27 protein-coding genes and 1 riboswitch are annotated in these 25,867 nt (G+C 56.4%); of the genes, 8 read left to right on the top strand and 19 right to left on the bottom strand.

Going from position 1 to position 25,867, the window contains the following annotated elements; translation table 11 throughout:
- Window positions 1-49 precede the first annotated feature (49 nt).
- Window positions 50-161: riboswitch (SAM riboswitch) on the bottom strand.
- Between the two features lie 144 nt (window positions 162-305).
- Complete coding sequence (locus tag A6F49_RS17740) at window positions 306-1,400, top strand: baeRF3 domain-containing protein (protein ID WP_043056826.1); 1,095 nt, start codon at window positions 306-308, stop codon at window positions 1,398-1,400.
- 283 nt (window positions 1,401-1,683) lie between these two features.
- Window positions 1,684-2,328 (top strand): VOC family protein, encoded by a 645-nt coding sequence (locus A6F49_RS10360; protein WP_043056825.1) that lies wholly within the window; start codon window positions 1,684-1,686, stop codon window positions 2,326-2,328.
- A gap of 99 nt (window positions 2,329-2,427) precedes the next feature.
- On the opposite strand, the gene A6F49_RS10355 is transcribed toward A6F49_RS10360, so the two are convergent.
- From A6F49_RS10355 to trhA, 4 genes are all read right to left on the bottom strand, one after another.
- Window positions 2,428-3,315, bottom strand: a complete 888-nt coding sequence (locus A6F49_RS10355) for a VOC family protein (RefSeq protein ID WP_043056824.1) — start codon at window positions 3,313-3,315, stop codon at window positions 2,428-2,430.
- Between the two features lie 140 nt (window positions 3,316-3,455).
- Window positions 3,456-3,776 (bottom strand): divalent-cation tolerance protein CutA, encoded by a 321-nt coding sequence (cutA, locus tag A6F49_RS10350; protein WP_043056823.1) that lies wholly within the window; start codon window positions 3,774-3,776, stop codon window positions 3,456-3,458.
- A gap of 65 nt (window positions 3,777-3,841) precedes the next feature.
- Window positions 3,842-4,492, bottom strand: a complete 651-nt coding sequence (locus tag A6F49_RS10345; protein ID WP_043056822.1) for a hypothetical protein — start codon at window positions 4,490-4,492, stop codon at window positions 3,842-3,844.
- A 49-nt stretch (window positions 4,493-4,541) separates the two neighbouring features.
- Window positions 4,542-5,216, bottom strand: a complete 675-nt coding sequence (gene trhA / locus A6F49_RS10340) for a PAQR family membrane homeostasis protein TrhA (protein WP_043056821.1) — start codon at window positions 5,214-5,216, stop codon at window positions 4,542-4,544.
- 347 nt (window positions 5,217-5,563) lie between these two features.
- Between trhA and A6F49_RS10335 the strand changes: the two genes are divergently transcribed.
- Window positions 5,564-5,962 (top strand): RidA family protein, encoded by a 399-nt coding sequence (locus A6F49_RS10335; RefSeq protein WP_052504669.1) that lies wholly within the window; start codon window positions 5,564-5,566, stop codon window positions 5,960-5,962.
- A gap of 53 nt (window positions 5,963-6,015) precedes the next feature.
- Window positions 6,016-6,849, top strand: a complete 834-nt coding sequence (locus A6F49_RS10330; protein WP_043056819.1) for an aminoglycoside phosphotransferase/kinase family protein — start codon at window positions 6,016-6,018, stop codon at window positions 6,847-6,849.
- On the opposite strand, the gene A6F49_RS10325 is transcribed toward A6F49_RS10330, so the two are convergent.
- From A6F49_RS10325 to A6F49_RS10275, 11 genes are all read right to left on the bottom strand, one after another.
- Window positions 6,846-7,913 carry an NAD(P)/FAD-dependent oxidoreductase gene (locus tag A6F49_RS10325; RefSeq protein ID WP_043056818.1) on the bottom strand — a complete coding sequence of 356 codons (1,068 nt, stop codon included), beginning with the start codon at window positions 7,911-7,913 and terminating at the stop codon, window positions 6,846-6,848. The two genes, A6F49_RS10330 and A6F49_RS10325, sit on opposite strands and share 4 nt — an antisense overlap.
- 83 nt (window positions 7,914-7,996) lie before the next feature.
- The gene (gene gatB / locus A6F49_RS10320) at window positions 7,997-9,472 is read right to left on the bottom strand and encodes an Asp-tRNA(Asn)/Glu-tRNA(Gln) amidotransferase subunit GatB (RefSeq protein WP_043056817.1); all 1,476 of its coding nucleotides are present in this window, start codon (window positions 9,470-9,472) and stop codon (window positions 7,997-7,999) included.
- On the bottom strand, window positions 9,469-10,746 hold the full coding sequence (locus tag A6F49_RS10315) for an amidase (protein ID WP_043056816.1): 1,278 nt from the start codon (window positions 10,744-10,746) through the stop codon (window positions 9,469-9,471). Before A6F49_RS10315 ends, gatB begins: the two co-directional genes overlap by 4 nt.
- Window positions 10,746-11,012 carry an Asp-tRNA(Asn)/Glu-tRNA(Gln) amidotransferase subunit GatC gene (gatC, locus tag A6F49_RS10310; protein WP_043056815.1) on the bottom strand — a complete coding sequence of 89 codons (267 nt, stop codon included), beginning with the start codon at window positions 11,010-11,012 and terminating at the stop codon, window positions 10,746-10,748. The genes A6F49_RS10315 and gatC overlap by 1 nt, the downstream gene beginning before the upstream one ends.
- Entirely contained in the window at window positions 10,997-11,545 is a 549-nt protein-coding gene (locus A6F49_RS10305; protein WP_043056814.1) for a GNAT family N-acetyltransferase, read from the bottom strand. Before A6F49_RS10305 ends, gatC begins: the two co-directional genes overlap by 16 nt.
- Window positions 11,539-12,606 carry an inositol monophosphatase family protein gene (locus A6F49_RS10300; protein WP_067605753.1) on the bottom strand — a complete coding sequence of 356 codons (1,068 nt, stop codon included), beginning with the start codon at window positions 12,604-12,606 and terminating at the stop codon, window positions 11,539-11,541. Before A6F49_RS10300 ends, A6F49_RS10305 begins: the two co-directional genes overlap by 7 nt.
- Entirely contained in the window at window positions 12,603-14,813 is a 2,211-nt protein-coding gene (gene ligA, locus A6F49_RS10295) for an NAD-dependent DNA ligase LigA (protein ID WP_067605750.1), read from the bottom strand. The genes A6F49_RS10300 and ligA overlap by 4 nt, the downstream gene beginning before the upstream one ends.
- A gap of 7 nt (window positions 14,814-14,820) precedes the next feature.
- Window positions 14,821-15,543, bottom strand: a complete 723-nt coding sequence (locus A6F49_RS10290) for a PP2C family protein-serine/threonine phosphatase (RefSeq protein WP_043056812.1) — start codon at window positions 15,541-15,543, stop codon at window positions 14,821-14,823.
- Window positions 15,543-16,700 (bottom strand): adenylate/guanylate cyclase domain-containing protein, encoded by a 1,158-nt coding sequence (locus tag A6F49_RS10285; RefSeq protein ID WP_082911725.1) that lies wholly within the window; start codon window positions 16,698-16,700, stop codon window positions 15,543-15,545. The genes A6F49_RS10290 and A6F49_RS10285 overlap by 1 nt, the downstream gene beginning before the upstream one ends.
- Entirely contained in the window at window positions 16,697-17,236 is a 540-nt protein-coding gene (locus tag A6F49_RS10280) for a PH domain-containing protein (RefSeq protein WP_043056811.1), read from the bottom strand. Before A6F49_RS10280 ends, A6F49_RS10285 begins: the two co-directional genes overlap by 4 nt.
- 27 nt (window positions 17,237-17,263) lie before the next feature.
- Window positions 17,264-17,995 (bottom strand): biotin--[acetyl-CoA-carboxylase] ligase, encoded by a 732-nt coding sequence (locus tag A6F49_RS10275; RefSeq protein ID WP_043056810.1) that lies wholly within the window; start codon window positions 17,993-17,995, stop codon window positions 17,264-17,266.
- A 72-nt stretch (window positions 17,996-18,067) separates the two neighbouring features.
- Here A6F49_RS10275 and A6F49_RS10270 point away from each other — a divergent pair, with 72 nt between their 5' ends.
- On the top strand, window positions 18,068-19,687 hold the full coding sequence (locus A6F49_RS10270) for an acyl-CoA carboxylase subunit beta (RefSeq protein ID WP_235604963.1): 1,620 nt from the start codon (window positions 18,068-18,070) through the stop codon (window positions 19,685-19,687).
- Window positions 19,684-19,887 (top strand): hypothetical protein, encoded by a 204-nt coding sequence (locus A6F49_RS10265; protein WP_043056809.1) that lies wholly within the window; start codon window positions 19,684-19,686, stop codon window positions 19,885-19,887. The genes A6F49_RS10270 and A6F49_RS10265 overlap by 4 nt, the downstream gene beginning before the upstream one ends.
- Before the next feature lie 69 nt (window positions 19,888-19,956).
- Here the strand turns inward: A6F49_RS10265 and A6F49_RS10260 are convergent, their stop codons facing one another.
- From A6F49_RS10260 to A6F49_RS10245, 4 genes are all read right to left on the bottom strand, one after another.
- The gene (locus A6F49_RS10260) at window positions 19,957-20,892 is read right to left on the bottom strand and encodes an amino acid ABC transporter permease (RefSeq protein WP_043056808.1); all 936 of its coding nucleotides are present in this window, start codon (window positions 20,890-20,892) and stop codon (window positions 19,957-19,959) included.
- On the bottom strand, window positions 20,889-21,563 hold the full coding sequence (locus A6F49_RS10255) for an amino acid ABC transporter permease (protein WP_043056807.1): 675 nt from the start codon (window positions 21,561-21,563) through the stop codon (window positions 20,889-20,891). Before A6F49_RS10255 ends, A6F49_RS10260 begins: the two co-directional genes overlap by 4 nt.
- Window positions 21,564-21,678: 115 nt before the next feature.
- On the bottom strand, window positions 21,679-22,545 hold the full coding sequence (locus A6F49_RS10250) for a glutamate ABC transporter substrate-binding protein (protein ID WP_043056806.1): 867 nt from the start codon (window positions 22,543-22,545) through the stop codon (window positions 21,679-21,681).
- Window positions 22,546-22,587: 42 nt separating this feature from the next.
- Window positions 22,588-23,349: an amino acid ABC transporter ATP-binding protein gene (locus A6F49_RS10245; RefSeq protein WP_043056805.1), complete on the bottom strand. Its 762-nt coding sequence runs from the start codon at window positions 23,347-23,349 to the stop codon at window positions 22,588-22,590.
- 174 nt (window positions 23,350-23,523) lie between these two features.
- Between A6F49_RS10245 and A6F49_RS10240 the strand changes: the two genes are divergently transcribed.
- Together A6F49_RS10240 and A6F49_RS10235 are read left to right on the top strand one after the other, a co-directional pair.
- Window positions 23,524-25,152 carry a DUF885 domain-containing protein gene (locus A6F49_RS10240; protein WP_043056804.1) on the top strand — a complete coding sequence of 543 codons (1,629 nt, stop codon included), beginning with the start codon at window positions 23,524-23,526 and terminating at the stop codon, window positions 25,150-25,152.
- Window positions 25,149-25,784, top strand: a complete 636-nt coding sequence (locus tag A6F49_RS10235) for a Maf family protein (protein WP_043056803.1) — start codon at window positions 25,149-25,151, stop codon at window positions 25,782-25,784. The genes A6F49_RS10240 and A6F49_RS10235 overlap by 4 nt, the downstream gene beginning before the upstream one ends.
- Window positions 25,785-25,867 lie beyond the last annotated feature (83 nt).

Here is a 25,867-nt window from a genome sequence, read left to right as displayed (position 1 = left end):
GTCTTCTCAACGCCCGTCTGCCGCGCAGGTAAACTATGACGTGCGCGAAGACCCGCGCTTGTCTCTATCTGTTATGAGACCTGGTCCTCACCCGGGGCACCCCACCGCGGTGGAGGGTTGCCGGTCAGTAAGCCGGGGCATTACTACTGACACTCGTGACCAATACCGACTACTATGCCAGAAATTTAGCAAATTCGCGACTTGGCCTGACCCGAATTGTCACACTCAGCAGAATTTCAATTAGCCGGAATCTGTTTCGACAATCAACCCTCCAAAACGCACCCGACAAGTTGTATTGTTGTGCCATGGAACAACTCGGATACTTTGATGAGATCACAGCCGATGACCTAAAGGCGATGGCCGACGCCAGCGGCCCGAAGGTCACTATTTTTCTGCCGACCGCTCCTCCACAACACCAACCGAAAGACACTGCTACCCGTGTTAAGTCGCTGGTGAACGAGGCTCGCCGTAAACTTGTCAATGCAGGCGTCCCAGAGTCCGATGCAAAAGACATGCTGGCACCATTCGATGCTATCGCGACCGACGCCCCGTTTTTGCGCCAACAAGGTGAATCCCTAGCCCTGTTTGCCGCGCGGGGTCTCAACCTCATCTACCGACTGGGTGTACCGGTTACTGAATACACCCATGTCGCAGAACACTTTGTCCTACGCCCCATCTCCGAAGCCCTTACAAAATCTCACGCCTACTACGTTTTGGCCGTCTCCCGCAATAAGATACGCCTCTTGGATGCGACCAAAGACTCGGTCGTACGGTTGGACCTCAAGGAGATCGTTCCAGAAACATTTGAAGATGTTGTAGACACCGACGACCGTCAGACTCAGTTGCAAAACCGCAGTGTTGGCGGAGGCAACGCAGTCTTCCATGGTCAGGGTGGGGCTTCAGATATCCAAGAGGCCGAAAATCAGCGGTTCTTGCACGAAGTCGGTTCCTCCCTGGGTGATCTACTCGGCCGAGCCCGGTCTCAACCATTGGTTTTGGCTGGGGTCGCGGAGAACGTTAGTGGCATCAAATCGTCCAGTTCTTATCCAGTCATTGCTGAGGACTTCATTCCTGGCAACCCTGACACCCTGACCAATCGCGAACTCCAACAAGCCGGCTGGGATGTGGTTCGTCCACGTTTCGCCTCAAACGACGATGCTGCCTATGATCGCTTCGCCGATGTGTCAGGCACTGGCTTGGGCGAGATTCAACCGGACCTGATTCGCGAAGCGGCCGTAGCCGGCCGGATTGATACCTTGTTCATAAATCCATCGCTGAATGCCTCAGACGGTACTGGCGATGTCAACACCGCGATCTTGCATACCAAACTCAATTCCGGTGATATCGTCATCATCTCCGATGGCCGTGTCGAAAATGTGGCTGCCTTGATGCGCTACTAAATGTTTCATTGACGAAAGCCCCTGAGTTTTGGAGCCAAGAATAGCTCCAAAACTCAGGGGCTTTTTGACATTGCAAGGCCTCACGTGGCGGCAGCGGGCGAACTTGAACCGATATTCAAGCGTTTTCAAGTAATATACGACACACGTTGGATTGCTTCGTAAAATACTCATAGTGCCACTGACATGGCTTTTTGCCTCAGTGAATGTCAGGAAAGATCGTAAACAAACCGCACGGTGTGACACATTTCAATGCCGTTTGTGATCTCGTGTCATGCTGAGGGACATGCGCTTGGATCATGTTTCTTATGCTGTAGGTCCTGAAGGACTCCGTGCTACCGCCGACAAGATCGCCGAGATGCTCGGCATCGACTGGGTCAATGGTGGCGTTCATCCGCGCTTCGGGACGCGTAACGTCTTTTTCCCGATGAAAAATCGCCAATACTTCGAAATTGTCGAGGTACTTGAACACCCCGCTGCCGAGAAAGCACCATTCGGCCAAGCAGTGCGTGCCCGCTCCAATATGGGTGGCGGCTGGATGGGCTGGGTCGTCTCCGTTGACGACATGTCCCCGTTCGAAGAACGTCTGGACCGTCGCGCTGTTCCTGGAGCGCGCACCTTCCCTGATGGCCGTACGCTCGAGTGGCAACAAATCGGCATCAAGGGTCTGATTGCCGACCCACAAGTCCCATACATCCTGAAATGGAATGAGGGCACTGAAGCCCTGCATCCTTCACAAGCAGAACCTGCCCAGGCTGCCATTGAGTCGATCACCATCGCCGGAAACCGGCCACGGGTACGCGACTGGCTAGGTCTGACTGACTCCAATGAGTTAGTCGATGACCTCAACATCAAATACATCTCACCATCGGGCACCCCTGGTATTGCAGAGGTCACGTTCTCAACACCAAAAGGTTTGGTCACCATCTAGGATTCTTCACGAACCGCTAGAAGACACTACGGTCATAAACCTGCTTCCGCTGCGCGGGGCACGTTTATGACCGCTGGTCTTTAAGAAGGCAGTGCGGGCTTACACTGCTTCAGTCTGGATGCGAAGGACGTTTGCCCATGGATCTTCAAAGCTCAGGTGTTTACCGTCGTCAGCTACCTGGACGCCGAAGTGTTTGACGCGTTCTGCGACCTCTCCAACGTCATCAGCGGTTGGCAACACGATATCGACTTCACCTAAGCCAAGAGTCTTGTCGCGACGTCCAGCACCACGGCTATTCCATATGTTCATTGCCATATGGTGGTGGTATCCGCCGGCGCTGACGAATAATGCGCCTGGAGTGTTGGCGTGGGTGGCGTCAAAGCCCAACCAGTCAACATAGAATTTTCGTGCCGTATCGACGTCGCCGACTTGCAAGTGGACGTGGCCAATAGTGGCGTCACCGATGGATGGGTTTTCGACTGCATCTTCGGTGAGATAGTCGCGGAGGTATTGGTTGGGGTCCAGGAAAAGGGTATCCATTTCGACCTCGCCATGGACCCAGCTCCACTCGCTACGGTCACGGTCCCAGTAGAGTTCAATGCCATTGCCTTCGGGATCATTGAAGTAAAACGCTTTGGAGACCAAGTGGTCAGAGCTACCGGTGAACGTGTTTGGCGCGTATTGGGCGATTGAATATACGGCGGCAGCGAGCGCGGTTTCGGTCTCGAAGAGGATGGCCGTGTGGAACAGTCCTGCGTCACGGCGAGACCAGTGCTTGAGCGCCGGCGCGTGTTCCAAAATCACCAGCGGTCGATTATTGCGACCGATGATCGCAGACCCCTCCTGCTGGGCAATAACCTCCAGAGGAAGCGCTTGCGTGTAGTACTTGATCATATTGTCGAGGTCAGCGACTTTCAGCGTCACTGCACCCATTTCAGTCTGGTCCGCGAGACGGGCGTTTTCAAAAGTCTCTACGTTTTGAGTCATGTTAGTTCCTAACCACTGCACCAAAGTTTCGATACGTACAGGCCATGCTTTTTCAAAATTTGAAGCATCTGCTTTTACTATAACTGACTTTCTGCGGAAAGTCATATAGGGTAGTGAATCTCACATAACTGGCACATCAGTTAGGACACACTATCGGTCATCCACTGCAGATAGCCGTGACTGCCGTCAACAATTGGGAGAACGATGATCTCTGGTTCGTCATAGGAATGCTGGGTGGTCAAATAGTCTTTGACCGGTTCAACTGCTGCACCGGTGGTTTTAAATGACAGGAGAAATTCAGGATCATGCTGAGCTTGTCCTTGCCAGCGGTAGTAACTGGTTATTTGAGAGACCTGCACGCAGGCAGCCAATTGCTTTTCGATAGCGACTGAGGCAAGTCGGTTCGCCTCTTCTGCGGTATCGGTGGTTGTTTGGACGATGGCGAATTCATGGGATTTCATGCCGCCAGTCTGCCTGAAGTATCTAGGATTGAAAAGACGGTGTGACCTTACGGTCTCGGTCTCTTCTACATTCCACGGCCTGCATCCAAGAGGCTACCGATATAGGTGAACGTACCTTTGCGTCGATACGTGTAGAGGGCGATAGCGATCAGTATTGATGGGATCAGGGCTGCGATCATATCGGTCATGGTGTCGAGGTTGTCACCCTGAGCGCTGGTGGCAAACATCAGGTCAAAGACGAACTCCGCGATCTCCCATAGCAAGGCTATAAAAGCCTTGACGGTGATGAGAGTAACCATCTCGAGCCAGACCGGAAAATTAAGCCGGTATGTGTGGAGGGTTTTTCCTAGAACGACCCCGAGCACGAAGCTAATGAAAAACCCTGAATAGAAATGCACAAGTGTGTCCCAAGGGGGCCATGCGTCATACCAGCCCCAATACCCTCCGAGATAGGGGCCCGTCACGATGAGCATTCCATACTGGATTTGCATGTTGATCGGGATTTTGACATCGCTCCAACGCTCAACCAGCCAGGGAGCAACCACTAACGTGCTCAAGACGAGGGCAATCACGGCTTCGGCCTGCCATCCGTTGACCAGGGCAAGACCCGTTGAGCAAACGAACAGTAACCCGGCAACCACCATCGGCAGCTGACGTGTGGACAGAACAGTATCGAGTCGAGGCTTTGCTGACCACGCTAACGGTTCCAGGCCCATGTTGCATCAGCTCCTGGCCGATGGCCTTGAAGGTTCGTAAAGAAAATACCTACATCGCAGTCAGGATGGCGATGAAATGACACGTCCATGCGATCACCGTGTACAGATGAAAGATCTCGTGATAGCCGAATGTTTTGGGAAAGAAGTTCGGGTATTTCGTGGCGTAGGCGATAGCACCCAGAGTATAGAAGATTCCCCCGAGGATGATAAACCACACCACCCAGGCGCCACCCAATGCATAGAAGTCCGGCAGGAACCATACTGCAACCCACCCGAGGGCTACATAGACAGGTACAAAGACCCAACGTGGCGCAGTCGACCAGAACTGTCGCATGAGGATTCCCAGGATGGCACCGGACCAGATAACCGTCAGCAAAAGGTTTCGTTGGTTCGGTTCTAGTACCAGTACGGTCAGTGGGGTGTAGGTTCCTGCGATCAGCAAAAAGATATTCGAGTGATCTAGGCGGCGCAGGAAGTCGTTCAACGTCGAGGACCAATTGCCCCGGTGGTATATCGCCGAGGCACCGAACAGGATAACCGAAGTGGCACCAAACACAGCAACACTCAAGCGCTGACCAAAGGTCTCGGGAAAGGCAATCGCAACCATCACGGCGCATAAAACTATGGGCGTGGCAACCAGATGAATCCACCCTCGCGCGCGCGGTTTCACCGGCAACGGGATCAGCGGTGTGGCACTGCTTGGACTGGTCTTGGTGGATGACATGGATAACTCCTAGCGGCAGCACTGGATGCACTGGAAATATCGAACCATTGACCGCATCCCAGTTGCTGGACCGGTATGCCGTAGTCACTGGATGAGACGATATCACCCAGTCTATGCCACGGCGGGGGCTAGATCTCTTGTACATCATAGACTCGGTGAGCAGCTTTTCTCGACGGATTCGCAGCTCAACATGGGGATGTGAACAATCATGAGCGCTCGGATTGGCCCAAAATACACCGGGGCAACACCACACACGGAGCCACTACTGCATCAAAAACGCCGTGGCCTGTCGGCAAACGGTATTGGTGTGGAACACTTAGAATCCCGCATCAATGATGGGACACCCTATGAGCATTCAACATCTGAATCCAACTGGTTTACACACCAATCCTGCGTTTTCTCAAGGCGTGGTGGTGAACGCGGAACGACTCTTGATCATCGGTGGACAACAAGGCACGGATGCGTCAGGTGAATTGATCGCAACAGATCTTGGACAACAGACGCAACAAGCACTTCGAAACGTGCTGACCGTTCTGGCAGAGGTCGACGCAGATGCAACGCATGTCGCGAAACTGACGGTCTTCTTGGCGGCCGGTGCCGATGCCAATAGTGGCTACGCCTCGGCCTTCGACGTCTGGGGTGCACATCCCACCGCGGTAACCGTTGTACAGGTGGCCGGATTCTCCCGACCAGGTGTGTTGGTGGAAATCGAAGCGCTCGCCGTTCTCCCCGACGACGCACGCTAAGCACGACGTCGTCGCGTACCACCCGAGGTAGGTCATACAGATACAATCATGCTATGCCTGCTGCCCGTGCTCATCGTCTTGCCCAACAACTGCTCCCGGAAGTCCCCACAGATCTAGCCGAGGCGCTTGCAACATATAACTGGTACGATGCTCAGTTGGTTGAACGCGGCAAAGACCATCTGATCCTGCTGGCCGACGAACTGGCAGTGGCCCGGATTCCTCGCAAAACCGATCCACAACTGGCCCGCACCATGCAACTCATCGATCAGCTTGAACTGCCATGGATGCTCCCGACGCCGTTATCAGCTGTCGACGACGGCGTGCTGCAGACCTATATTCCCGGCACAGCGCACCCCCATGGGGTCGGTGATCCACACACGTTAGCCAATATCGTCACCGTATTTGGCGAATACGACACCACCGGGCTGGCGTTAAACACACCGTTTGCCCAGCGCGGCCGGTTCACCAACGCGATGCTGACCGCACTGGATGCTGTGGTAGCAGACCATATGGCCTGGGAGATTGCCGACCACGTCCATGGCTGGACCGACGATGGAGTTGGTGCAGGCTTAGTCCACGGGGATCTTGCCGGGCATAACATGCACTGGGTTGATGGCCACCTGGTGGGAGTGCTGGATTGGGATTATGCGGCTCGCTGGGATACGGCCCTCAACGCGACCTATCTCAGCCTGTGGCACGGGGTGGCGCTCGAAGACATTACCACGACACCGCACCGCGCTCGCGTCTGGTCCGGGGCGCTGGGCTTATATTCCCTGGCAAATGCATTAACCTGGGATATCTCTGCTGCGGGATGGCGGCGTCTCAAAAAGAAAGTCCAGCCCCGCGTTGTCGCGGCGTACCAAGCTCTACCGCACGCCGAGGATTAACGTAACCGTCCCGGAGCCAGTGCAGTCACCGAGGCAGCACTGACCCATGGGCCTGCGACACCATCGACTATGAGGTCGCAGGCCAGTCGGGCAAAGCCCAGCGACGTTTGGAACCCGTAACCAGATTGACCAGCCAACCAGAAAAATCCGGGCTGCTGGTCATCAAATCCGACCACTGGCACGCCGTCGGCGGCTTCAGTACGCAACCCAGTCCAGGCAGATCGGACACCGGTAATGTGCAAGGTAGTGTCAGCCTGGATTTCTTGAATCAGGTCGTCAATGTCATTGGCTCGCGGCTGTGCATCCTCGGCTGGTGAGGGTTCAGCCTCTTGTGGAGAGGCCAGGATCGCGTCGTGGGCCTCATACCGGTAGTAATACCCGTCGACTTTCATCATCATGCAACGATCAGCACTGATCGGCCGATCAATACCCAAAATTGCGGCAGTTCGGCGCAGTGGGGTCAGTCCTAAGGGGCTGACGTCAAATCGTTGTGCGACCTCATCAGCCCAGGCACCGGCGGCGTTGATGACGACGTCGGACTGATAGGTTGCTTTGGTCGTGGTCACTTGCCACGCGCCGTTGGTTCGCTGAGCCCCAGTCACGGGCTCCCCCAGGTGGATGTCAAGATGCTCGGCGTCGTCCACGAGCCAGGAGATCATGGCATCTGCTCGCGTGCGCAGCGAGCGTTCGTCGAGGGCACCGGCGGTGAAGCGTTCGGACCGGAGTTCCGGGAGCAGCTGGTGCACGGCTGGCTGGTCTTGACGAACCTGTCCGGGATAGGCGTGCGCTTCGATCTCTGCTTCGGTGCCGACCATCATAAAACTCGAGGGCCACGCCACCGGTTCATCCAGCACCTGTTGCCGTTCGAGCAACATATCAACGGTGAGATCGGTCAGTTCACGCACCGCTGGGGGCCCGTAGCCAAGGACCAGCTGCTGAGCTGAGCGTCCAGAGGTGTGGTAGGCCAGTTGGTCTTCGGCTTCCAGAAGGGTTACAGCCTGGCCGCGCTTGGATAATTCGGCGCCCAGGGAGACCCCTGCAATGCCGCCACCAATAATGATCATGTGTTCTCCTATCCGTGTCCTGACACTTAAACCACAACAACGCGGGTAGCCGAAGCCACCCGCGTTGTGTTGAGCACGTTGTTCTAGCCGATCTTTTCGAGGATGATCTCACGAACGCGGCCGGCGTCGGCCTGGCCTTTAGTGGCTTTCATGACCGGGCCGATCAGCGCACCTACGGCCTGCATGTGGCCGCCCTTGATGCGGTCCACGACATCCGGGTTGGCGGCCATGGCTTCTTCCACGGCTGTGGTCAGTGCCCCGTCGTCGGAGACCACTGCCAGGGACCGGGCGGCGACAATTTCTGCTGGGCGACCTTCGCCGTCGGCAATGTGGCCCACGACTTGGCGGGCGATCTTGTCGTTGATCGTCTTGTCAGCGATGAGTTTTTCGATCGCCACCACATCAGCCGGGGTAACGCCTAGGGCTTCTGGGGATACCCCGCGTTCATTGGCGATGCGTGCGATTTCGCCCATCCACCATTTGCGGGCCGCCTCGGCGGTGGCACCGGCGGTAATGGTCTGTTCGATCTCGTCAAGCACACCGGCGGCAACCACATCACGGAATTCGGTGTCGGAAAACTGCCATTCTTCGCGCAAACGGCGGCGACGTTGGACCGGGTTTTCGGGCAGATCGGTGCGCAAGCGTTCAATCCAAGCCTCATTGGTCACGATCGGACCCAGATCAGGATCCGGGAAGTAGCGGTAGTCATCGGCATCTGATTTTGGGCGGCCCGAACGGGTTGAACGGGTCTCTTCGTCCCAGTGTCGGGTTTCTTGGACGATGGTGCCACCGCCGTTGAGCACTTTGGCTTGGCGGATGATCTCGGATTCCACGGCTGCGGCGACCGCGCGGGTCGAGTTTACGTTTTTGGTCTCACTGCGGGTACCGAACTGGGTGGCGCCGATCGGCATGAGGGACACGTTGGCGTCACAACGAATGTTGCCGCGTTCCATGCGGGCATCGGAAACCCCCAGGGCTTTGACGATGTCGCGAATGGTGGCCAGGTAGGCGCGTGCCAATTCTGGTGCGCGTTCGCCGGCACCGGTAATGGGTTTGGACACGATCTCAACCAGCGGGACACCGGCACGGTTGTAGTCGACCAGCGACGACGAGGAGTCGTGAATGCGACCGGTCGCCCCACCGATGTGGGTCAGTTTGCCGGCGTCTTCTTCGATATGGGCGCGTTCGATTTCGACGCGGAAGATTTCGCCGTCGTCGAGTTCAACATCGACCCAACCGTCATAGGCGATGGCGGGTTCTTCTTGGGAGGTCTGGTAGTTTTTGCCCAGGTCCGGGTAGAAGTACTGTTTGCGAGTAAACCGGGATTCCGGTGCGATCGTGCAGTTCAGGGCCAGGCCGAGTTTGATCCCGTAGTCAATACCGGCGGCGTTGATGGTTGGCAGGGTGCCGGGCAGGCCGAGGTCGCCGGCGGTGACATTCGAGTTGGGCTGGTCTCCGAACGCGTTGGTTGCGGTCGAGAACATTTTGGTCTGGGTATTCAGCTCAACGTGGACTTCGAATCCGAGAACGACTTCATACGTTTGCAAGGCTTGTTTCATGATGCTGCTCCTGCCGTGATCTTTTCGACGACGGCGCTAATGCGATACACCAGTTCGTCTGCGTAAGGTGGTGCCGAGATGTGCACGCCGGCCACACTGGCGGCTGGCAAACCGGCCAGGGATGCGCCAACACCTGCGGTGGTCGATTCGTATTCTTCGCCCTGGATCGTTGCGGCTGGTACGGCCAGCGCGTCAACAGTGTTGAAAGCGTGATTGTGCTCGTTGATGATCGCGGTGCGAACACGTTGGGCAGGGCGGAAGTGCGATTCGATCGTGCCGGTGGACAGCATCTGGGTGCCCAATATGACCCGTCGTTTGGTGGCATAGCCAAAGCCTGCACCGCGCGAGGCGGTGATGACGTCTTGGACGGTAGCGTTGGCGGGGGTCACGCGGTTACCGAAACGGATCCCGTCGAATTTGGCCAGGTTGGCCGAGAATTCTGCTGCCCCAATGATGTGGGCGGCCTGGCGAGCCTGGGCCAGGGATTCCAAGGTGACTTCGGTGGTCGTAACTCCGGCGTCTTGTAGCGCACGAACTCCGGCCTGGTAGGCGCTCCAGGCATCATCTGAGACGTTGTCTGGCTGGGTGCCGGTGATGCCAATGGTCACACCGTCTACGCCAGCGTTGGTTCCAAAATCCCATTCGCGCTGCAGGCTGGTGGGGTCCAACTCGTCGGCGCCGACTAACACTTCATGTAGCGCTTTGGCATCTGCGGTGTTGCGTGCAATTGGGGTCACGGTATCCATCGAGGACACCGCGGCTACAAGACCAAAGCGAGAAATGGCACCGTAGGTTGGTTTGACCGCAACAATACCGGTCTCAGCGGCGCTGTGGCGTGCTGTACCTGCGGTGTCAGACACCACGGCAAAGGGGGCTTGGTGGTTGGCCACGGCTTGATGGGCACCGGAGTCGTTGCCCATGCCGAATTCAGCGATCCTGGTCTTGCCCAAAATTGGCAGTCCGGCTTCACGCAAGCGAGTTACTACGGTGGCTTCGTACGGGGAAACCCAGCCTTCCAGGTAGGCCGAGCCTGCAGTAGTTGGCATGTCGGTGGTGACGATCACGTCCGACAGAACCACGGGCACACCGGCAAGCGGGTGGTTGTATTTGCCGGCATCGACGTCGGCAGCAACCGTCAGCGCGTCCTCGCGGTTGACGTGTACAAAGGCATCGGAGGCGGCATCGAGGTGAGCGGTGACGAGCTCGACGGCGGTGGTTTCACCGGCGCGGAGTTGTTCCGCCATCTGGGTGGCGGTTAGCTGTGTGAGACTCATTATTCTCCGTCCAGGATCGCAGGGACCATGAATTGTCCGTCTTGTGCTTGGGGAGCACCGGATAGTGCTTGTTCGTTGGTCAATTCGTTGGCGACCACGTCGGCGCGGAGCACGTTGTTGACGGGCAGCGGATTGACGGTTTCGGCAAGCTGATCATCAGTGGTAACCTCCAGCGATTCGATGATCGGATCAAATTCTGCCGCCAGTTGTGCGCGCTCTTCCTCCGTCAGGGCTATGTGCGCGGTCGCTGCTATGTTGTCAACCATGAATCTCCTTTACTCGAAGTTGTTGAGTTTAACGGGTAGATGTACACCATAAATGTTTCATGTCCTTCTGGGTCATCCGTATAACCGGCGGTGTACAGGTTCCAGTCGCGTTCCGGTGCCCGATGAAATCCCATGGCCTCGTACATGGCTTGGGCCGAGGTCATTGTTGTCATGGTCGTGATCGCCACTTGGTGTAGTCCTTGGGCTTGTGCCTGATCTAAAACGAATTGCACCAGGGCACGCCCGATGCCGCGACCCTGGTATTGGGGTGCTACGGCCAGCATGCGGAATTCACCTTCGTTATCGTAGGCCACCTGAGAGTGCTCTGACCCCGGTGTCACAATATTGACTGCTCCGGCGACTTGACCGTCGACGTCAGCAACATACAGTTCGTGCTGGCGGGCCGCCATGTCCACGAGGATTTGTGCATATTCATCGTCGGGCGCCACGTGACCGGCGGTCACATATGCTGCCGTGGTCAGTTCGCCAATGGCCGGATAATCGTCGGGTGTTGCAGGGCGGATGGTTACCAACGAACGGTCTCCAACTGTTGCTTTAGGCTCTCGACACGGTCGAGCGGTCCGGTTGCCGTGACGGTGACGTTTGTCTCGTTGGCGGTGAAATCCACATGGAAGTCTGCGATGACCAGCCCATCACCCGAACGTGGGAATCGCTGGGACTGTTCGGCGATCCATCCGGCACCATCGGCCGTTTCTACGCTGCCGGTGAGCTGGGTGCGACCCACCGGGTGATTGGGGTCGACGTCAAGCTCATGGTGGGCAATGCCCAACGTACCGGCAAGAGTCCAGTCCGCAGTGGTGTCGGAGACTTGCCATGCAGGACGACGTACGGGCACGCCGGCCTCTTGGGCAATCAGCGCCCCGGCCGCCCAGTCGTATTCTTGTAGCCCGTACTCGGCGTAGGCATCCAGCGTGCCATCGGCGACCATACACAAATCTAACGCGGCGGAACCGGCTCGACGGATATCAGAAAACTCCCCGGCGGTGAGCAGTCGCTGAAGTTGTTCGTATTGGAATCCACGACGTGCGGGGTCGTAGGCAAAACCAGATGCCAAGAGTCGGCCAGAACGTTCCAGCACCGGACCGCCCAGTCGCACCGGTTCGGCTGGGTCGGTGGGCAGACCGACTTCCAGACGACCGGTCTGTGAGGTAAAGGCTCCCCCACCGGCAGTAGCCCACCAGGATCGGCCAAGTGCCGGGGCGACAATCGCTGCGGCAACCCACCGGCCCTGATATTGCACCGCAACCGATGAGCAATAGTGTGGCAGGCCGCGAATGAAATTAGTGGTGCCATCTAGCGGATCGATCGACCAGCGGTACCCGCTGGTTTCTGCCACGGTCGTAGCACCGTATTCTTCGCCGTAGATTTCATCGTGTGGACGATAGGACTGTAAGACGAAACGGATAGCATCTTCGGCCCGGCGATCAAAATCGGTCACCCAATCCGAGCCCGATGACTTGGTCATGGCGCCCAGATCGTCAATGCCCAATGGTGTGAGCGTGTCAGGGCGCTGGGCTAACTGGGCTGCACCGGCTTCTGCTGCGGCACGGGCGACCGCTAAAAATGCCTTCATCGTTCTCCTGCTAGCAGTTCTATAAATCCTTGCTCATCTAATACTGTCACGCCCAGCGACTCGGCGCGGTCGAGTTTCGATCCAGCATTGTCCCCGGCGACCAGGTAGTCCGTTTTCTTCGAGACCGAACCGGTTGCTTTGCCGCCTCGGGTCAAGATGGCTTCCTTGGCCGAGTCACGGGTGAAGCTCTCTAGCGTTCCCGTAACCACGATGGTCAGACCTTCTAGTAGGGTCGAGTCTTCGGTGACTTCATCGGCCATGGTGACCCCGGCTTTGGCCCAGGCGTGGATGACCTCGACTCGCCAGTCGGTATTGAAAAATTCCATGACGGCACTGGCGATGACTTCCCCGACACCATCAACAAAGGTGAAGCGTTCATAGTCTTCTGCTTGGGCGGCTTCACGCAGCGCATCCATCGTGCCAAATGATGCGGCCAGGGCCCGGGCTGCGGTTGGCCCAACGTGCCGGATGGACAGGGCCACCAGAACACGCCACAGTGGCTGGGATTTCGCCTTTTCTAACTCGTCGAAAAGCCGCTTCGTGTTGGCGGTCGGTTGGCCGGTGGTGCGGGTATAGAAATATGGTACGAGTTCCCACTGCCCGGTGGCCTGGCCCTTGGAACGTTTCTCGCGCCAGACTTGGACTTCGGCCAGTTTGGCTTTGAGTTCTTCATCCCCGTTGGTCGCCAAATCAAATAGTTGGCCATCGGAGGTAATGACACCGGGGCCGGTGGGTTCCACACGTCCAGCATTATCTGCCGGATTTGGGCCCGGCCCGTTGGTCAACCAGGTGGCGGCCTCTTCACCCAGCGCTTCGATATCGAATCCGCCACGGGAGGCGGCGTGCTCGATGCGTCCGGTCAGTTGCGCCGGACAGCTTTCGGCGTTCGGGCACCGCAGATCGACGTCGCCTTCTTTCATGGGACGCAATACGGTGCCACACGATGGGCAGTTGGTTGGCATCACGAAATCCACGACGTCGTCGCCACGCAATGGCAGCACCGGCCCGACGATTTCTGGGATAATATCGCCGGCTTTGCGCAACACCACGGTATCGCCAATTTTCACGTTCTTGGCTTTGACCACGTCCTGGTTGTGCAAGGTGGCCATCGAGACGGTCGAGCCGTCAACGAAGACCGGTGGCATGATCGCATACGGGGTCACGCGGCCGGTGCGTCCAACGTTGACGGCGATATCGAGCAATTTGGTGTGTACTTCTTCGGGCGGGTACTTATAAGCAACCGACCAACGCGGGGTGCGCGAGGTGAAGCCCAGTTGTCGCTGGTAGGTCATGTGATCAACTTTGACCACAATCCCGTCAATCTGGTGGACCAGATCATGGCGGTGTTCGCCGTAGTGGTTAATGTATTCGATGACTTTTTCGGCGACTGTGCCGGAGGTCCCGCGAATGAGTTTGGAGTATGGCGAGACCGGTAGTCCCCATTCGGCCAATTTTTCATAGGCTTCATGCTGGGAGGTAATGGTTGCCCCGGTGACGGTGCCGAATCCGTGAACGAACATGGCGAGTCGACGTTTTGCGGTTTCGGCCGGATCTTTCTGGCGCAGTGATCCGGCGGCAGCGTTGCGCGGGTTGGCAAAGGGTGCCAGTCCGGCCTCGGCACGTGCTTCATTGAGTTCGGCAAAGGCTTCCCCCGGCATGAACACTTCGCCGCGGACTTCAAGTTCTTCGGGAATATTGTCCCCGGAAAGTTTGGTGGGGATTTCTTTGATCGTCAGCACGTTGCGGGTGACGTCTTCACCGATCCTGCCATCTCCGCGGGTCGCGGCGCGGACCAAGCTGCCGTTGCGATAGACCAGGTTGATGGCTAGGCCATCGATTTTGACTTCCGTCAGCCAGCCGACGTCGTCGCCGGCACCAAGACGTTCTAGGCCTGCACCAACTCGTGCGAACCAAGCTTCCAGTTCTTCAAAGGAGAAGACATCTTCCAGTGAGTACATCTGTGAGAGGTGTTCCACCGGTGAGAAAACCGCGTCGCCACCGACTTCTTGGGTCGGTGAGTCACCGGTGACAATATTGGGGTGGAGCGCCTCAAGATCTTCTAATTCTCGAAAGAGGGTATCAAAGTCCGCGTCTGAGATTTCTGGTGCGTCGTTCACATAATATGCGCGGCGGTGATGGCGGACTTGGTCTTTGAGATTTTCGTAGTGCTCAAGTAGTTGAGGGTCAGGAGTAGTCACATCAGACATTGTACTGTCAGTGTTCAAGGACTTCAGCGACGATCACTGTGACATTGTCCGACCCGTCGGTTTCTAGGGCCAGTTCCACCAGCTGATCGGCGGCATCTTTGACCGTGGCGGCCGATGCCAGGATTAATCCAATCTCTTGATCTTCAACTTTGCCGGTGAGTCCATCGGTGCATAACAAGAATCGGTCGCCGACTTCGGCATCAAGGAGTACAACGTCAGCCAACAGGCGTAACGCTGAGCCCACGGCACGGGTGATGACGTTGCGGGCCGGGTGTTCGCGAGCTTCTTTGGCGCTGAGTTGGCCAAGTCGGACCATTTCGGCCACCGCTGAGTGGTCTTGAGTCAGCTGGATAAAGGCTTCGTCGTTGGCACGGTAACGGTAGGTTCGCGAGTCGCCGACATTGGCGACGACTAATTGTTCTTTGTCGTGATGCAACACGTTGGTCAACAGGGTCAGGGTCGTGCCGGCACGGCCCGAGGCAATGTCATACACGTTCCGGTTGGCCTCGGTGAGCCATTCCTGCAGGGTGAATAATTCCCACGGCTCGGTGTTGTTGTCCCAGGCCTTGGTGAAGGTATCAACCACCGCTGCGGAGGCGAGTTCGCCGCCGTCGTGGCCACCCATACCATCAGCTACCAGGTAGAGACCATCACGGATGAGGTAGGAGTCTTCATTGAGATCTCGAACGAATCCAACGTGCGTGGCGCCTGCGGCTGTAAAGCGATACATCAGTCAACCTCAATCCCATCTCCGGCACCACGCAGGAGCATTGATGGATTGATAAGTCCAAATCCCCTCACTGACTGCGGTGGCTGTGGAATTAAAATATACCGTTCATCGTCAGCCAACACATTGGCCGTGAGTTGATCGACTAAGACCGTCCCCGGATCTGCCAGGGCCGTGAGCCGGGCGGCGAGGTTGACGGTCGGCCCGTAAATATCGCCCAGTCGGGACAGGACTCGGCCCCACACCACGGATACCCGGGCCGATGGTAGCACCGGGTCGTCGCTGAGTGCCTGTGACAAGGCCAGGGCAATGTCGGCACCGGCTTCGGGGGTTTCGGCGTTGAACAATACTTCGTCGCCCACAGTTTTGACCAGGTGGCCGCCTCCAACCGCGATGATTTCGGCACAGGTTTGTTCGAAGCGCTGCACCATTTGAGCCAGGGTGCGCTCGCTCATGGTGCGCGACAGGGCTGTATAGGACACCATGTCGGCAAAACCAACGGCACGGGCCAGCGGCAGTGGCGTGTCGTCTTCGGTCCCATCGCGGCCTTCTTCCGAGGCCGCCAGTCCGGCTTCGACGCGGACGGTGAGTCGTTGTAGGGCAGAGTTCAACTGACGACGATAGGAATACGTCACGACATCTTCTAAAGATTCGATCACGGATGGAAGCAAGCGCACAACCTCGCGACGTGCCTCGGGGTCGCTAAGACCTTCAGCACTCATCTTGTCTTCGACCAGTGCTTCGATCTGCCACACCACCATGCGGTCGGTCATCTGCCCAATCGAACGAGCGATCGAGATCGCGGTTTCTTCGTTGAGGACATCTTCACGAACCAGTTCCACTATCGTGGCCATTGCGGCGACGTCTTGTTTCGTGAAGACCTTTTCAGTGGCTTGAATGTTCGGAAAGCCCATAGCCCGCCAGATTTTACGCGCCGAGACCACTGAGACGCCGAGTTCTTTGGCGACGTCGCGCGGAGTTAGGAGCCGTGGTCCACCAATGAGTTCCTCATCAAGGACTTTAATCGCTTGAGTCCAACTCTCCGTAAATGGTTCGGCTTCCCCTAATGCTGCGGCGGTCGTCGAGTCCGGCTGCACAATATCCAGCGGCCGGGTTGGTGTTGGGTCGGTCGTCTCTTCACCGGCTGAGTCGTTGCTCACAAGCCCCTACTTTCACTGAGCGAACCGCTGTTGTAGCGGCCATGGGAACCAAATCGTTCCACATCTACCAGGGTCTGAAATTCTGCAATCTCTGGGACATCATGCAATACCCAGGTTTGTCCTCGAGAGTTCATCAAGTGCAAGTCCCCGGATCCACGCCGCCGCTGGCGTCGCTTCTGATAAATGGTCAGTGACACCAAGGAATGTAACGCCACCCAGTGACGCTTAACTGCGATAGCTCCCAGTTTGTGCGCCACCCGGTGCGTAGTGATTTCGTATCGAGACACCAACCATTGCCACACCGGTCGAACAACGGTTAAAAAGATTCCCACGGCGATGATCCCAAGCCCGATGGTGGTCAATGTAGGGGCTGCCGTGCGCAAAAAATCTGGCAGCGCGTAACTGGCCATGACCCCGGACAGGAGCCCCGCGGCACCGGCCCATAAAATAAACTTCCAGGCAGGGCGAATTAACACCGACGGATGCGCACGGGTACGCACCAGTAGGTGTTCACCGGTCACGTAGTGTGATCGCATGCCTCTCCTTGGTCTCGTCTAACCGTTTCACGCCGGTCGTAAATGTACAATATCTGCCGCAAAGATCTCTTGCAGCGTTTCGCCTGCTATTAATAGGCTACCGGTCGGCCCCAGCCCCATGGCGGTTCCGATAACATTTTTACCATCTGGCATGATCGCTTTGACGCGTTGACCAATCGTGCTCATGGTTGCTTCCAGTGGTTTCACATCGGGCTTGGCAATAAAGCGCTCCACCGCATCGATCAGCCGCTGGCGAGCTTCTGTTACGAAGTCTTGGGCTGAAATCTCAACACCGTAGTCTGCCAGGGCGCCAGCTTTTTCATGGCCAGATCCATCGCTAAAGCGTAGGTTGGTGCCAATCCCGACGACGACAGCATGTGTTTCAGGTAGCCACTGGGCAAGAATCCCAGACAGTTTTCGACCGTCAGCATCTAAGACGTCGTTTGGCCATTTGACTGCCGCTGGAACATCCAGCTCACGGAACCAGGACACCAGCGCATCGGCGGTCACCAGGGTCATCATGCTCATCAGCTGGGGCTCAACATTTGGTCGCAGTACAATGGACATGGCTGCGGCAGTACCCGGCGGGGTGTCCCAGGTGCGATCCAGTCGACCGCGGCCTGCGGTCTGGTTGTCAGTGGCGATCACGTCCCCGTGTTTGCGAACATGTTCTGTGCCTGTAGCAAGGTCTTGCGTTGAGGGGGTCTGATCAATCCAATACACGCCCGGGGCAATGCGCCGAGGTTCTTGTTGGGCCACGTACTACAACCTTCATTTAAACAACCGGTAGTATTATCCAGGATACAGGCCATACTCTACCCTGGAGGACCGTTGACCAACCCCGACAAGACTGGTGAGAAGCTGGGCGTTACCACCCCGGATATCACCACTACGGCTGGCAAACTTGAAGACTTTTTCCACCGCCGCGAAGCAGCCCTGCTGCCAACCGGACAAGGACCCGTCGACCGCCAACATGCCAGGGGAAAACAAACCGCTCGAGAGCGCATCCACGCGCTGCTTGATGAAGGATCCTTTGTAGAGTTTGACCAGCTGCGCACCCACCGCACCACCGCCTTCGGTATGGACGCCCGCCACCCAGAAGGTGACGGTGTCATCGCCGGCTACGGGACCATCGACGGCCGCAACGTTGCCGTCTATGCCCAAGACTTTACGGTTTTTGGGGGCTCACTGTCGAAGGTCAACGGCGAAAAGATCGTCAAGACCCAAGAATTTGCTGCCACCAACGGCTTTCCGATCATTGCCATTAATGATGGCGGCGGGGCACGCATTCAAGAAGGCGTCGACTCACTAGCGATGTTCGCCGATATCTTCCGCAACAACGTTATGGCTTCGGGTGTCGTCCCACAGATTTCGATCATCATGGGCCCGGCAGCCGGTGGCGCCGCCTACTCCCCTGCCCTGACCGACTTTGTGGTCATGGTTGACCAGACCTCGCACATGTTCATCACCGGGCCGGATGTTATCAAATCGGTCACCGGTGAAGAAGTCGATATGGAAACCCTGGGCGGGGCACGCCAGCATAACGAAACCTCCGGTACCGCCGCATATATGGCCACCGATGAACAAGATGCGTTTAGCTGGGTATCCGATCTGTTGGATTACCTGCCAGCACACAACTTTGTCACCCAGGATTCGGCTTACCAGCAGGACCTGGAGACCAATGTCGAAGACCTCGCATTAGACACCATCATCCCGGACTCTGCAAACCAGCCCTATGACATGCTGCAGGTCATCGCCACAATCGTTGATGACGGCGCTCTACTGCAAATCCAGGAACGCTATGCCCCAAATGTGATCGTGGGCTTGGGCCGGATCGAAGGTCGCACCGTGGGCATCGTAGCCAATCAACCTTCACAGCTAGCTGGCACCTTGGATATCGCAGCTTCTGAAAAAGCTGCCCGCTTTGTGCGATTCTGCGACGCTTTCAACATCCCAATCGTCACGCTGGTCGATGTGCCTGGATTCCTCCCCGGGGTGGATCAAGAGCACTCGGGAATTATTCGCCGCGGGGCAAAGCTCATCTATGCCTATGCTGAAGCCACAGTCCCGAAAATTACCGTCATCACTCGCAAAGCCTTCGGTGGCGCCTATATCGTGATGGGTTCCAAGAAGCTCGGGGCTGATCTCAACTTAGCGTGGCCGACAGCCCAGATCGGTGTCATGGGGGCCCAGGGCGCGGTCAATATCTTGTACCGCCGTGACCTGGCCGCTGTCGAGGAAGCCGGCGGTGATGTGGAAGCACGTCGTACCGAACTCATTGAAGACTACGAAGCTGCTTTGCTTAATCCGTATGAGGCTGCTGATTCAGGCTACATTGATGCGGTCATCGCTCCATCAGAAACTCGCGTCCAGGTGGTACGTGCGCTGCGCGCCACGGTAGCGAAGCGTGAGTCACGTCCTGCTCGTAAACACGGAAACATCCCACTATGACCCAACCTGAATCAACCGGTATAAAAGTCCACGGCACAGCGCTGTCAGAAGAAGAAACAGCAGCATTGCTGACCGTGATCAACACGCAGCTTGTGGAATTACCGCCACCTGAACCTCCCGTCGATTACTCAACACGGAACCGTGTGATGTCCACGTGGAATTCGGATTCCGGTTGGCACACACCACCTCGGGGCTACTAAAACTCCTCGAGAACAAGGCCTCATGTCCAAGCAGTTGGCTTGTGTGGACATGAGGCCTTGTCGTCCTTGCTATTTTGGCTTGTCTTGTTGAATGATCGCTTGGGCTCGCGTTTCTGTGAACTCTTCTTCGGCCGCGTCTCCGGCAATTGGAGCAACTCCGGGAATACCAACCTCGGTGAGACCAGAGGTCCGCGAGCTGAGTCTGCGTGACAGCATCTGTGCCAGCCAGACCAAGATTGAGTTGATAATGATAAAGATGATGGCCGCGACCACCAGCGCCTGCATAATATTGCCGTAGCCGGCTCCGAGTTGTCGCGAGTAGCGCAACAGTTCCGCAAAACCGATGATATAGCCCAGCGCAGAGTCTTTCAGAATAATCACGAATTGTGAGACCAATGATGGCAGCATCGCGACTAGGGCTTGTGGTACTTCGACGAAACGCAGGGATTTCGTCGTGGTCATTCCAACTGCCAAGGCTGCTTCACGTTGGCCTGCTGGCAGGGATCTGACGCCAGATCGGACAAGTTCAGCAATAACTGCTCCGTTATACAGTGTCAGAGCAATAATCACCGCGTAGTAGGCCGAGTTCCGGGGGTCAATAACAGTCGAGAGGTACTGGGAAATAAAGAAGTGCAGGAATACCATCAGCACTAGCACCGGTACCGCCCGGAAGAACTCCACGATGACCATAGAAATCCATCGCAGGATCCGGATCGGGGCTAATCGTAGGAAGCCGAAAAACAGCCCGAAAATGACCGAGGTCACCACGGCGATGGCGGCGGCCTGCAGGGTAAACGTAAGCCCTGGGATCAGATAGTTGGTCCAGGCATTGAGGTTAATTGCATTCCACCATAGGTGAGGTTGCATCTGCCCTTGGGCTGCAAGTGCGAAATACAGCCAGGCCAACACGCCGATAATCATGAGTGCAACGACGATGTTTAATACGGTAATGATGCGTCGAGAACGCGGACCTGGTGCGTCAAAGAGGACGTATTGGTTACTCATCGGGTCACCGTCAATTTCTCTGATAACCAGGTGGTGAGCAAACCAACTGGGATAACAATCAGGCTGAATCCGATGGCAATGATCATGAAGATGGCAACCATAATATTCGGGTTGAATTCAATCATCGTGCGCATCACACCTGAGGCTTCCATGACAGAAGCTGCAGCAGCCACCGTCGTGTTTTTGATCAAGGCGATCAGAGTATTGCCAATCGGGGTGATCGCCCCTCGCAGGGCTTGTGGAATGATGATCAGCCGAGCTGCGGCAAAGAATCCTAAGCCGATAGAACGTGCTGCTTCGGCTTGACCAAGCGGGACCGTATTGACCCCGGAACGGATAGCTTCGGCAAAGAATGGTGCATGGTAGATCGACAGTGCGATCGTTGCCAACATGAAAAAGTTCGTACCGAAGTCGGGATGCAACGTGATATGCAGCTGGCCCCAGAACACCAGGACGCCCATCACGACTAGTACCGTCAGCGGGACGTTGCGTACCAGGTTGATGAAAGTTGCACTGAGCCAGCTCATGGAGCGCACCGGGGAGATCCGAAACAGCGCGAGGATGACACCGAGTGTGAAGGCAAAGAGAGCGGACCAAAATGCCAGTCTAATGTTGGTCCAGAACCCCTCCCAAATTGGATATTGCTCAAAAAGAAAGAGAATATCTTCCATAGTCGCCTGCCTATTGGAGTGAGCTAGTGAGGAGTGCTGATGAGGATTCGGCACCGTCAGAAAATCCCGGGGTGCCGAATCCTCACTGCACGGAAGTGACGACTAACTCGTTGAATTATTCGCCACAGGTCACGAGCTCAATGTTGTCATTGAGCTCAGCGTTGGCTTCATAGTCGACGCCTTCAGTGTTGGCGGCCAACAGTTCGTCAATCGTGCCGTCGTCTTGGAGTTTCTGAATGGCTTCATTGACTTGCTCACAGGTTTCAACGTCACCTTCTGGAAGTCCCACGCCGTATGGTTCTTCAGTAAAGGGGTTACCGACGACTTTAAACTGGCCTGCATACTCATCGGAGGCCGCAAGACCAGCCAGGATGATGTCATCGGTAGTGACCGCATCAACTTGCCCGGACTGTAAGAAGGTCAAGCATTCGCTGTAGCCGTCTTGTTCGACCAGTTCTACTTCATCTGCGTACATGTCGCGTACGTTTTGAGCTGGCGTGGAACCGGTGACGGAACACAGGTTCCGACCGTTGAGGTCTTCTGGGCTTGTGATGTCATTTTCATCAACGCTCACGAGGATGTCCTGGCCGGCCATGAAGTATGGGCCGGCAAAATCGACGCGCTCGTCGCGTTCATCGGTTATTGAATAGGTGGCAAAGATCATGTCGACCTGACCGTTTTCCAGCATGTTTTCACGCTGTGGTGTGGGTGATTCAACCCATTCGATCTGGTCCTCTTCGTATCCCATCTCGGCAAGCACGGCTTTGGCAACATCAACGTCGAAGCCAGTTGGCGGGTTGTTTCCTTCACGGAATCCCAGGCCTGGTTGATCATATTTGATGCCCACGGTGATGGTGTCACCGCCGCCACCGCCTGCGGCGTCGTCTTCAGCAGAATCCTCCGTTGCGCCCGGAGAACAAGCGGACAGTGCCAGCACACCGGCGGCTCCTAATGCTGCAATCTTCATCCAAGGTGTCTTCATGGTGAGTACCTTTCAGTGCGTAATGAATAGTGACGTGAAGTATTATTCGGTCAAGATTTTTGAGAGAAAGTCTTTGGCTCGGCTGGTTTCGGGGTCTTTGAAGAATTTCTCCGGTGTGGTGTCTTCGATGACGGCCCCCTCGGACATAAAGAGCAGTCGGTCGCCGGCTTTGCGTGCGAAGCCCATTTCGTGGGTCACCACGACCATGGTCATGCCGCCTGCGGCCAGATCGACCATGACGTCCAAGACTTCTTGGACCATTTCTGGATCGAGTGCCGAAGTGGGTTCGTCAAACAGTAGGACTTTGGGTTTCATGGCAAGGGCCCGAGCGATCGCGACACGTTGTTGCTGTCCGCCGGAGAGTTGTGCCGGCAGTTTTCGAGCTTGTTCGCCAACACCTACACGTTCGAGGTATTCCATGGCTTCTTTTTCGGCCTGTTTTTTTGATAGCCCGCGGACTTTGGTCGGGCCAAGCGTCACATTTTCTAGAACGCTTTTGTGCGCGAACAGGTTGAATGATTGAAATACCATGCCGACGTCGGCGCGCAGAGCAGCCAGGGCTTTGCCTTCTTCAGGGAGTCGCTTACCGTCGATTTCGATGTATCCGCCGTCGTCGTCAATGGTTTCAAGTCGGTTGATGGTGCGACACAGCGTGGATTTCCCCGACCCTGAGGGGCCTACAACAATGCAGACTTGGCCTTTGGGGATGTCGACGTTGATATCCGACAGCGCTTGGAAACTGCCAAAATGCTTATTGACTCCGGACATTCGAACTAGCGGTGTTTTGGTGGTCTCAGTTGTCATGATGAGCTCCTACAGAACATCCGAATGCTAGGGGCTAGCACCTCACGCCGATGTGACTTGGATAACATCCTAACAGGTCAGGTCCTCTTTGCCACGGGGCAGTTTTAGAATGGTGAGGGTGATTCTGCGCGTGCGATCCGGCAAACCGGCCGTGCTGACCCATAGGATGAAGCTATGCCTGAAACTTCTCTTGATGCACTGGCCGAGGACTACGCCCGGCAACTAGCTGACCTGTATCCAGTTGCTGCTTCCGAAATTGGGCTAGCTGGTTACGCAGATAAACTATCGGACTACTCGCCCGAAGGCGCAGCAGCGTTGGATGCACTACAAGCCGATGTGCTCCGACGTCTGGACAAGCTCGTGCCGGAGTCAAACCAGGACCACGTTACCCAGGACGCCCTGGTAGAACGGCTGACGGTGGACCGCCAGCTATATGCGACCGGAGTAGTTCCGCTCAATAACATTGCCTCCCCGGTGCAGGATATTCGGGCCACGTTCGATCTGATGCCCACTGAAACCCCTGAAGACTGGAGCAATATCGCAGCTCGGTTGTCCAAGGTCGACACGGCACTGAGCGGTTATCGAGCTCGCCTCAACAAGGCAGTCGAAGACGGCCTGCCACCGGCTCAACGCCAGGTTGAAGCCTGTGTTGTCCAAGCCCAAGCAGCAGCGGAAAACTTTTTCACAGACTTGGTCGCTTCGGCATCCGAGCAGTCCTCTACCTTGCGCACCGACCTTGATCGTGGCGCCCGGCAAGCTGCTGCCGCATATGCGGATTTTGCGACCTACCTCAAAGAAGACTTGCACGATCAGGCGCGATCCTATGATGCCGTGGGTCAGGACTACTACGCCCTTGCCTCGCAGGAATTCTTAGGCTCCAAGGTTGATCTGGCCGAAACCTATGAATGGGGCCTTGCCGAGCTGGACCGTATTGTTGACGAGCAGCAACGCATTGCCGACCTCCTTCAACCGGGGCTGAGCATTGCAGAGGCTCGCCAGGTATTTTCTGCTGATCCGGCTCGTCAGCTCCACGGTACCGAAGCCCTGCGGGAATGGATGCAAGACCTCTCGGATACGACCATTGAGGCCATGAAGCAACATTTTCACATCCCAGCTCCGATGGATTATGTCGAAGCAATGATCGCTCCGACCCAAGATGGTGGGATCTATTACACAGGCCCGTCCGAAGACTTTTCACGTCCCGGACGCATGTGGTGGTCGGTGCCAGAAGGCGAAGATTCCTTTACGACCTGGCAGCAGACCACTACGGTCTTTCACGAAGGCGTCCCGGGACATCACTTACAGATCGCCACCGCCATGCTCAATGCCGACCAGCTCAACTCGTGGCGACGCAACTGGTTATGGGTCTCCGGTCATGGCGAAGGCTGGGCGCTGTACGCCGAAGATCTTATGAAAGAACTTGGCTATCTTGATGACCCTGATGACTACTTGGGAATGCTAGACGCCCAGCGAATGCGAGCTGCTCGAGTGGTTTTTGACATCGGGGTGCACTGTGGGTTTAAGTCACCACAATCATGGGGCGGCAAAACCTGGGATCCCGAGACCGGCTTTGCATTTTTACAAGCCCATCTCAATGAAACTCCCGGCGTCTTAGCATTTGAGTTTGTTCGGTATCTAGGCTGGCCAGGACAGGCACCAAGCTATGCCGTTGGCAAGCGGATCTGGCAACAGATTCGTGCCGCACACGAACAGGCACCAGGGTTTGACCTGAAAACTTTCCATACCCGCGCCCTGCAGTTGGGATCGATGGGCCTGGACACCCTAGAGAGAGCACTACGATGACTATTGAAATCATTCTGGGCTCGGCTTCCAGCGCTCGAGCCGATATTTTGCGCCGCGCCGGTCTGCCATTTCGTCAACGTCCCGCCGACATTGATGAGGAAGCACTGGCAGCAACCATTGCCCTACCGCGAGAACAAGCCCAAGCACTGGCAACTGCCAAAGCTCACGCTGTGGCAGACCTGCTCCTGACAGAACACCAGATCACTCGTCCCACCTATATTATTGCGGCCGATTCGGTCTTCGAATTCGAAGGCAAACCCTACGGGAAGCCACTGCAGCCTGATGTTGCTCGAGCCCGGTGGCAAGCTCAGCGCGGCAAAACCGGCACCCTGCACAGTGGTCACTGTGTAATCGCGATTAAAGATCATCAAAAACGCGAGGTTGCCGAAGAAACCGTGAGCGCCAACGTGTCATTTGCCACGGTCAGCGATGCGGTGATCGAGGATTACATAGCCACCGGTGAGCCCCTCTATGTCGCAGGTGGCTTCACCCTCGAGGGCCATGGTGCCACCATGATCGATCGGGTCGAAGGCGACCCAAATGCCGTGTTGGGACTGTCCTTGCGAGCGATCCGTGAGTTGCTCGAAAGCATGGGCGTTACCCTCACAAAACTGTGGCAGGTAGCCAAGTAGACCACAGTTTTGTAGGTTTCCTACAAGAAAGTGCGCATTTTTAGCTGACTCGGTGCGTCATTCTGTATGGTTTCCACGGATTC

This window comes from Enteractinococcus helveticum, from assembly GCF_001657475.1.
Classification (GTDB): Bacteria; Actinomycetota; Actinomycetes; order Actinomycetales; family Micrococcaceae; genus Yaniella; species Yaniella helvetica.
Note: the sequence above shows the minus strand (reverse complement) of the source record. Positions and strands in the feature narration are given on the sequence as shown.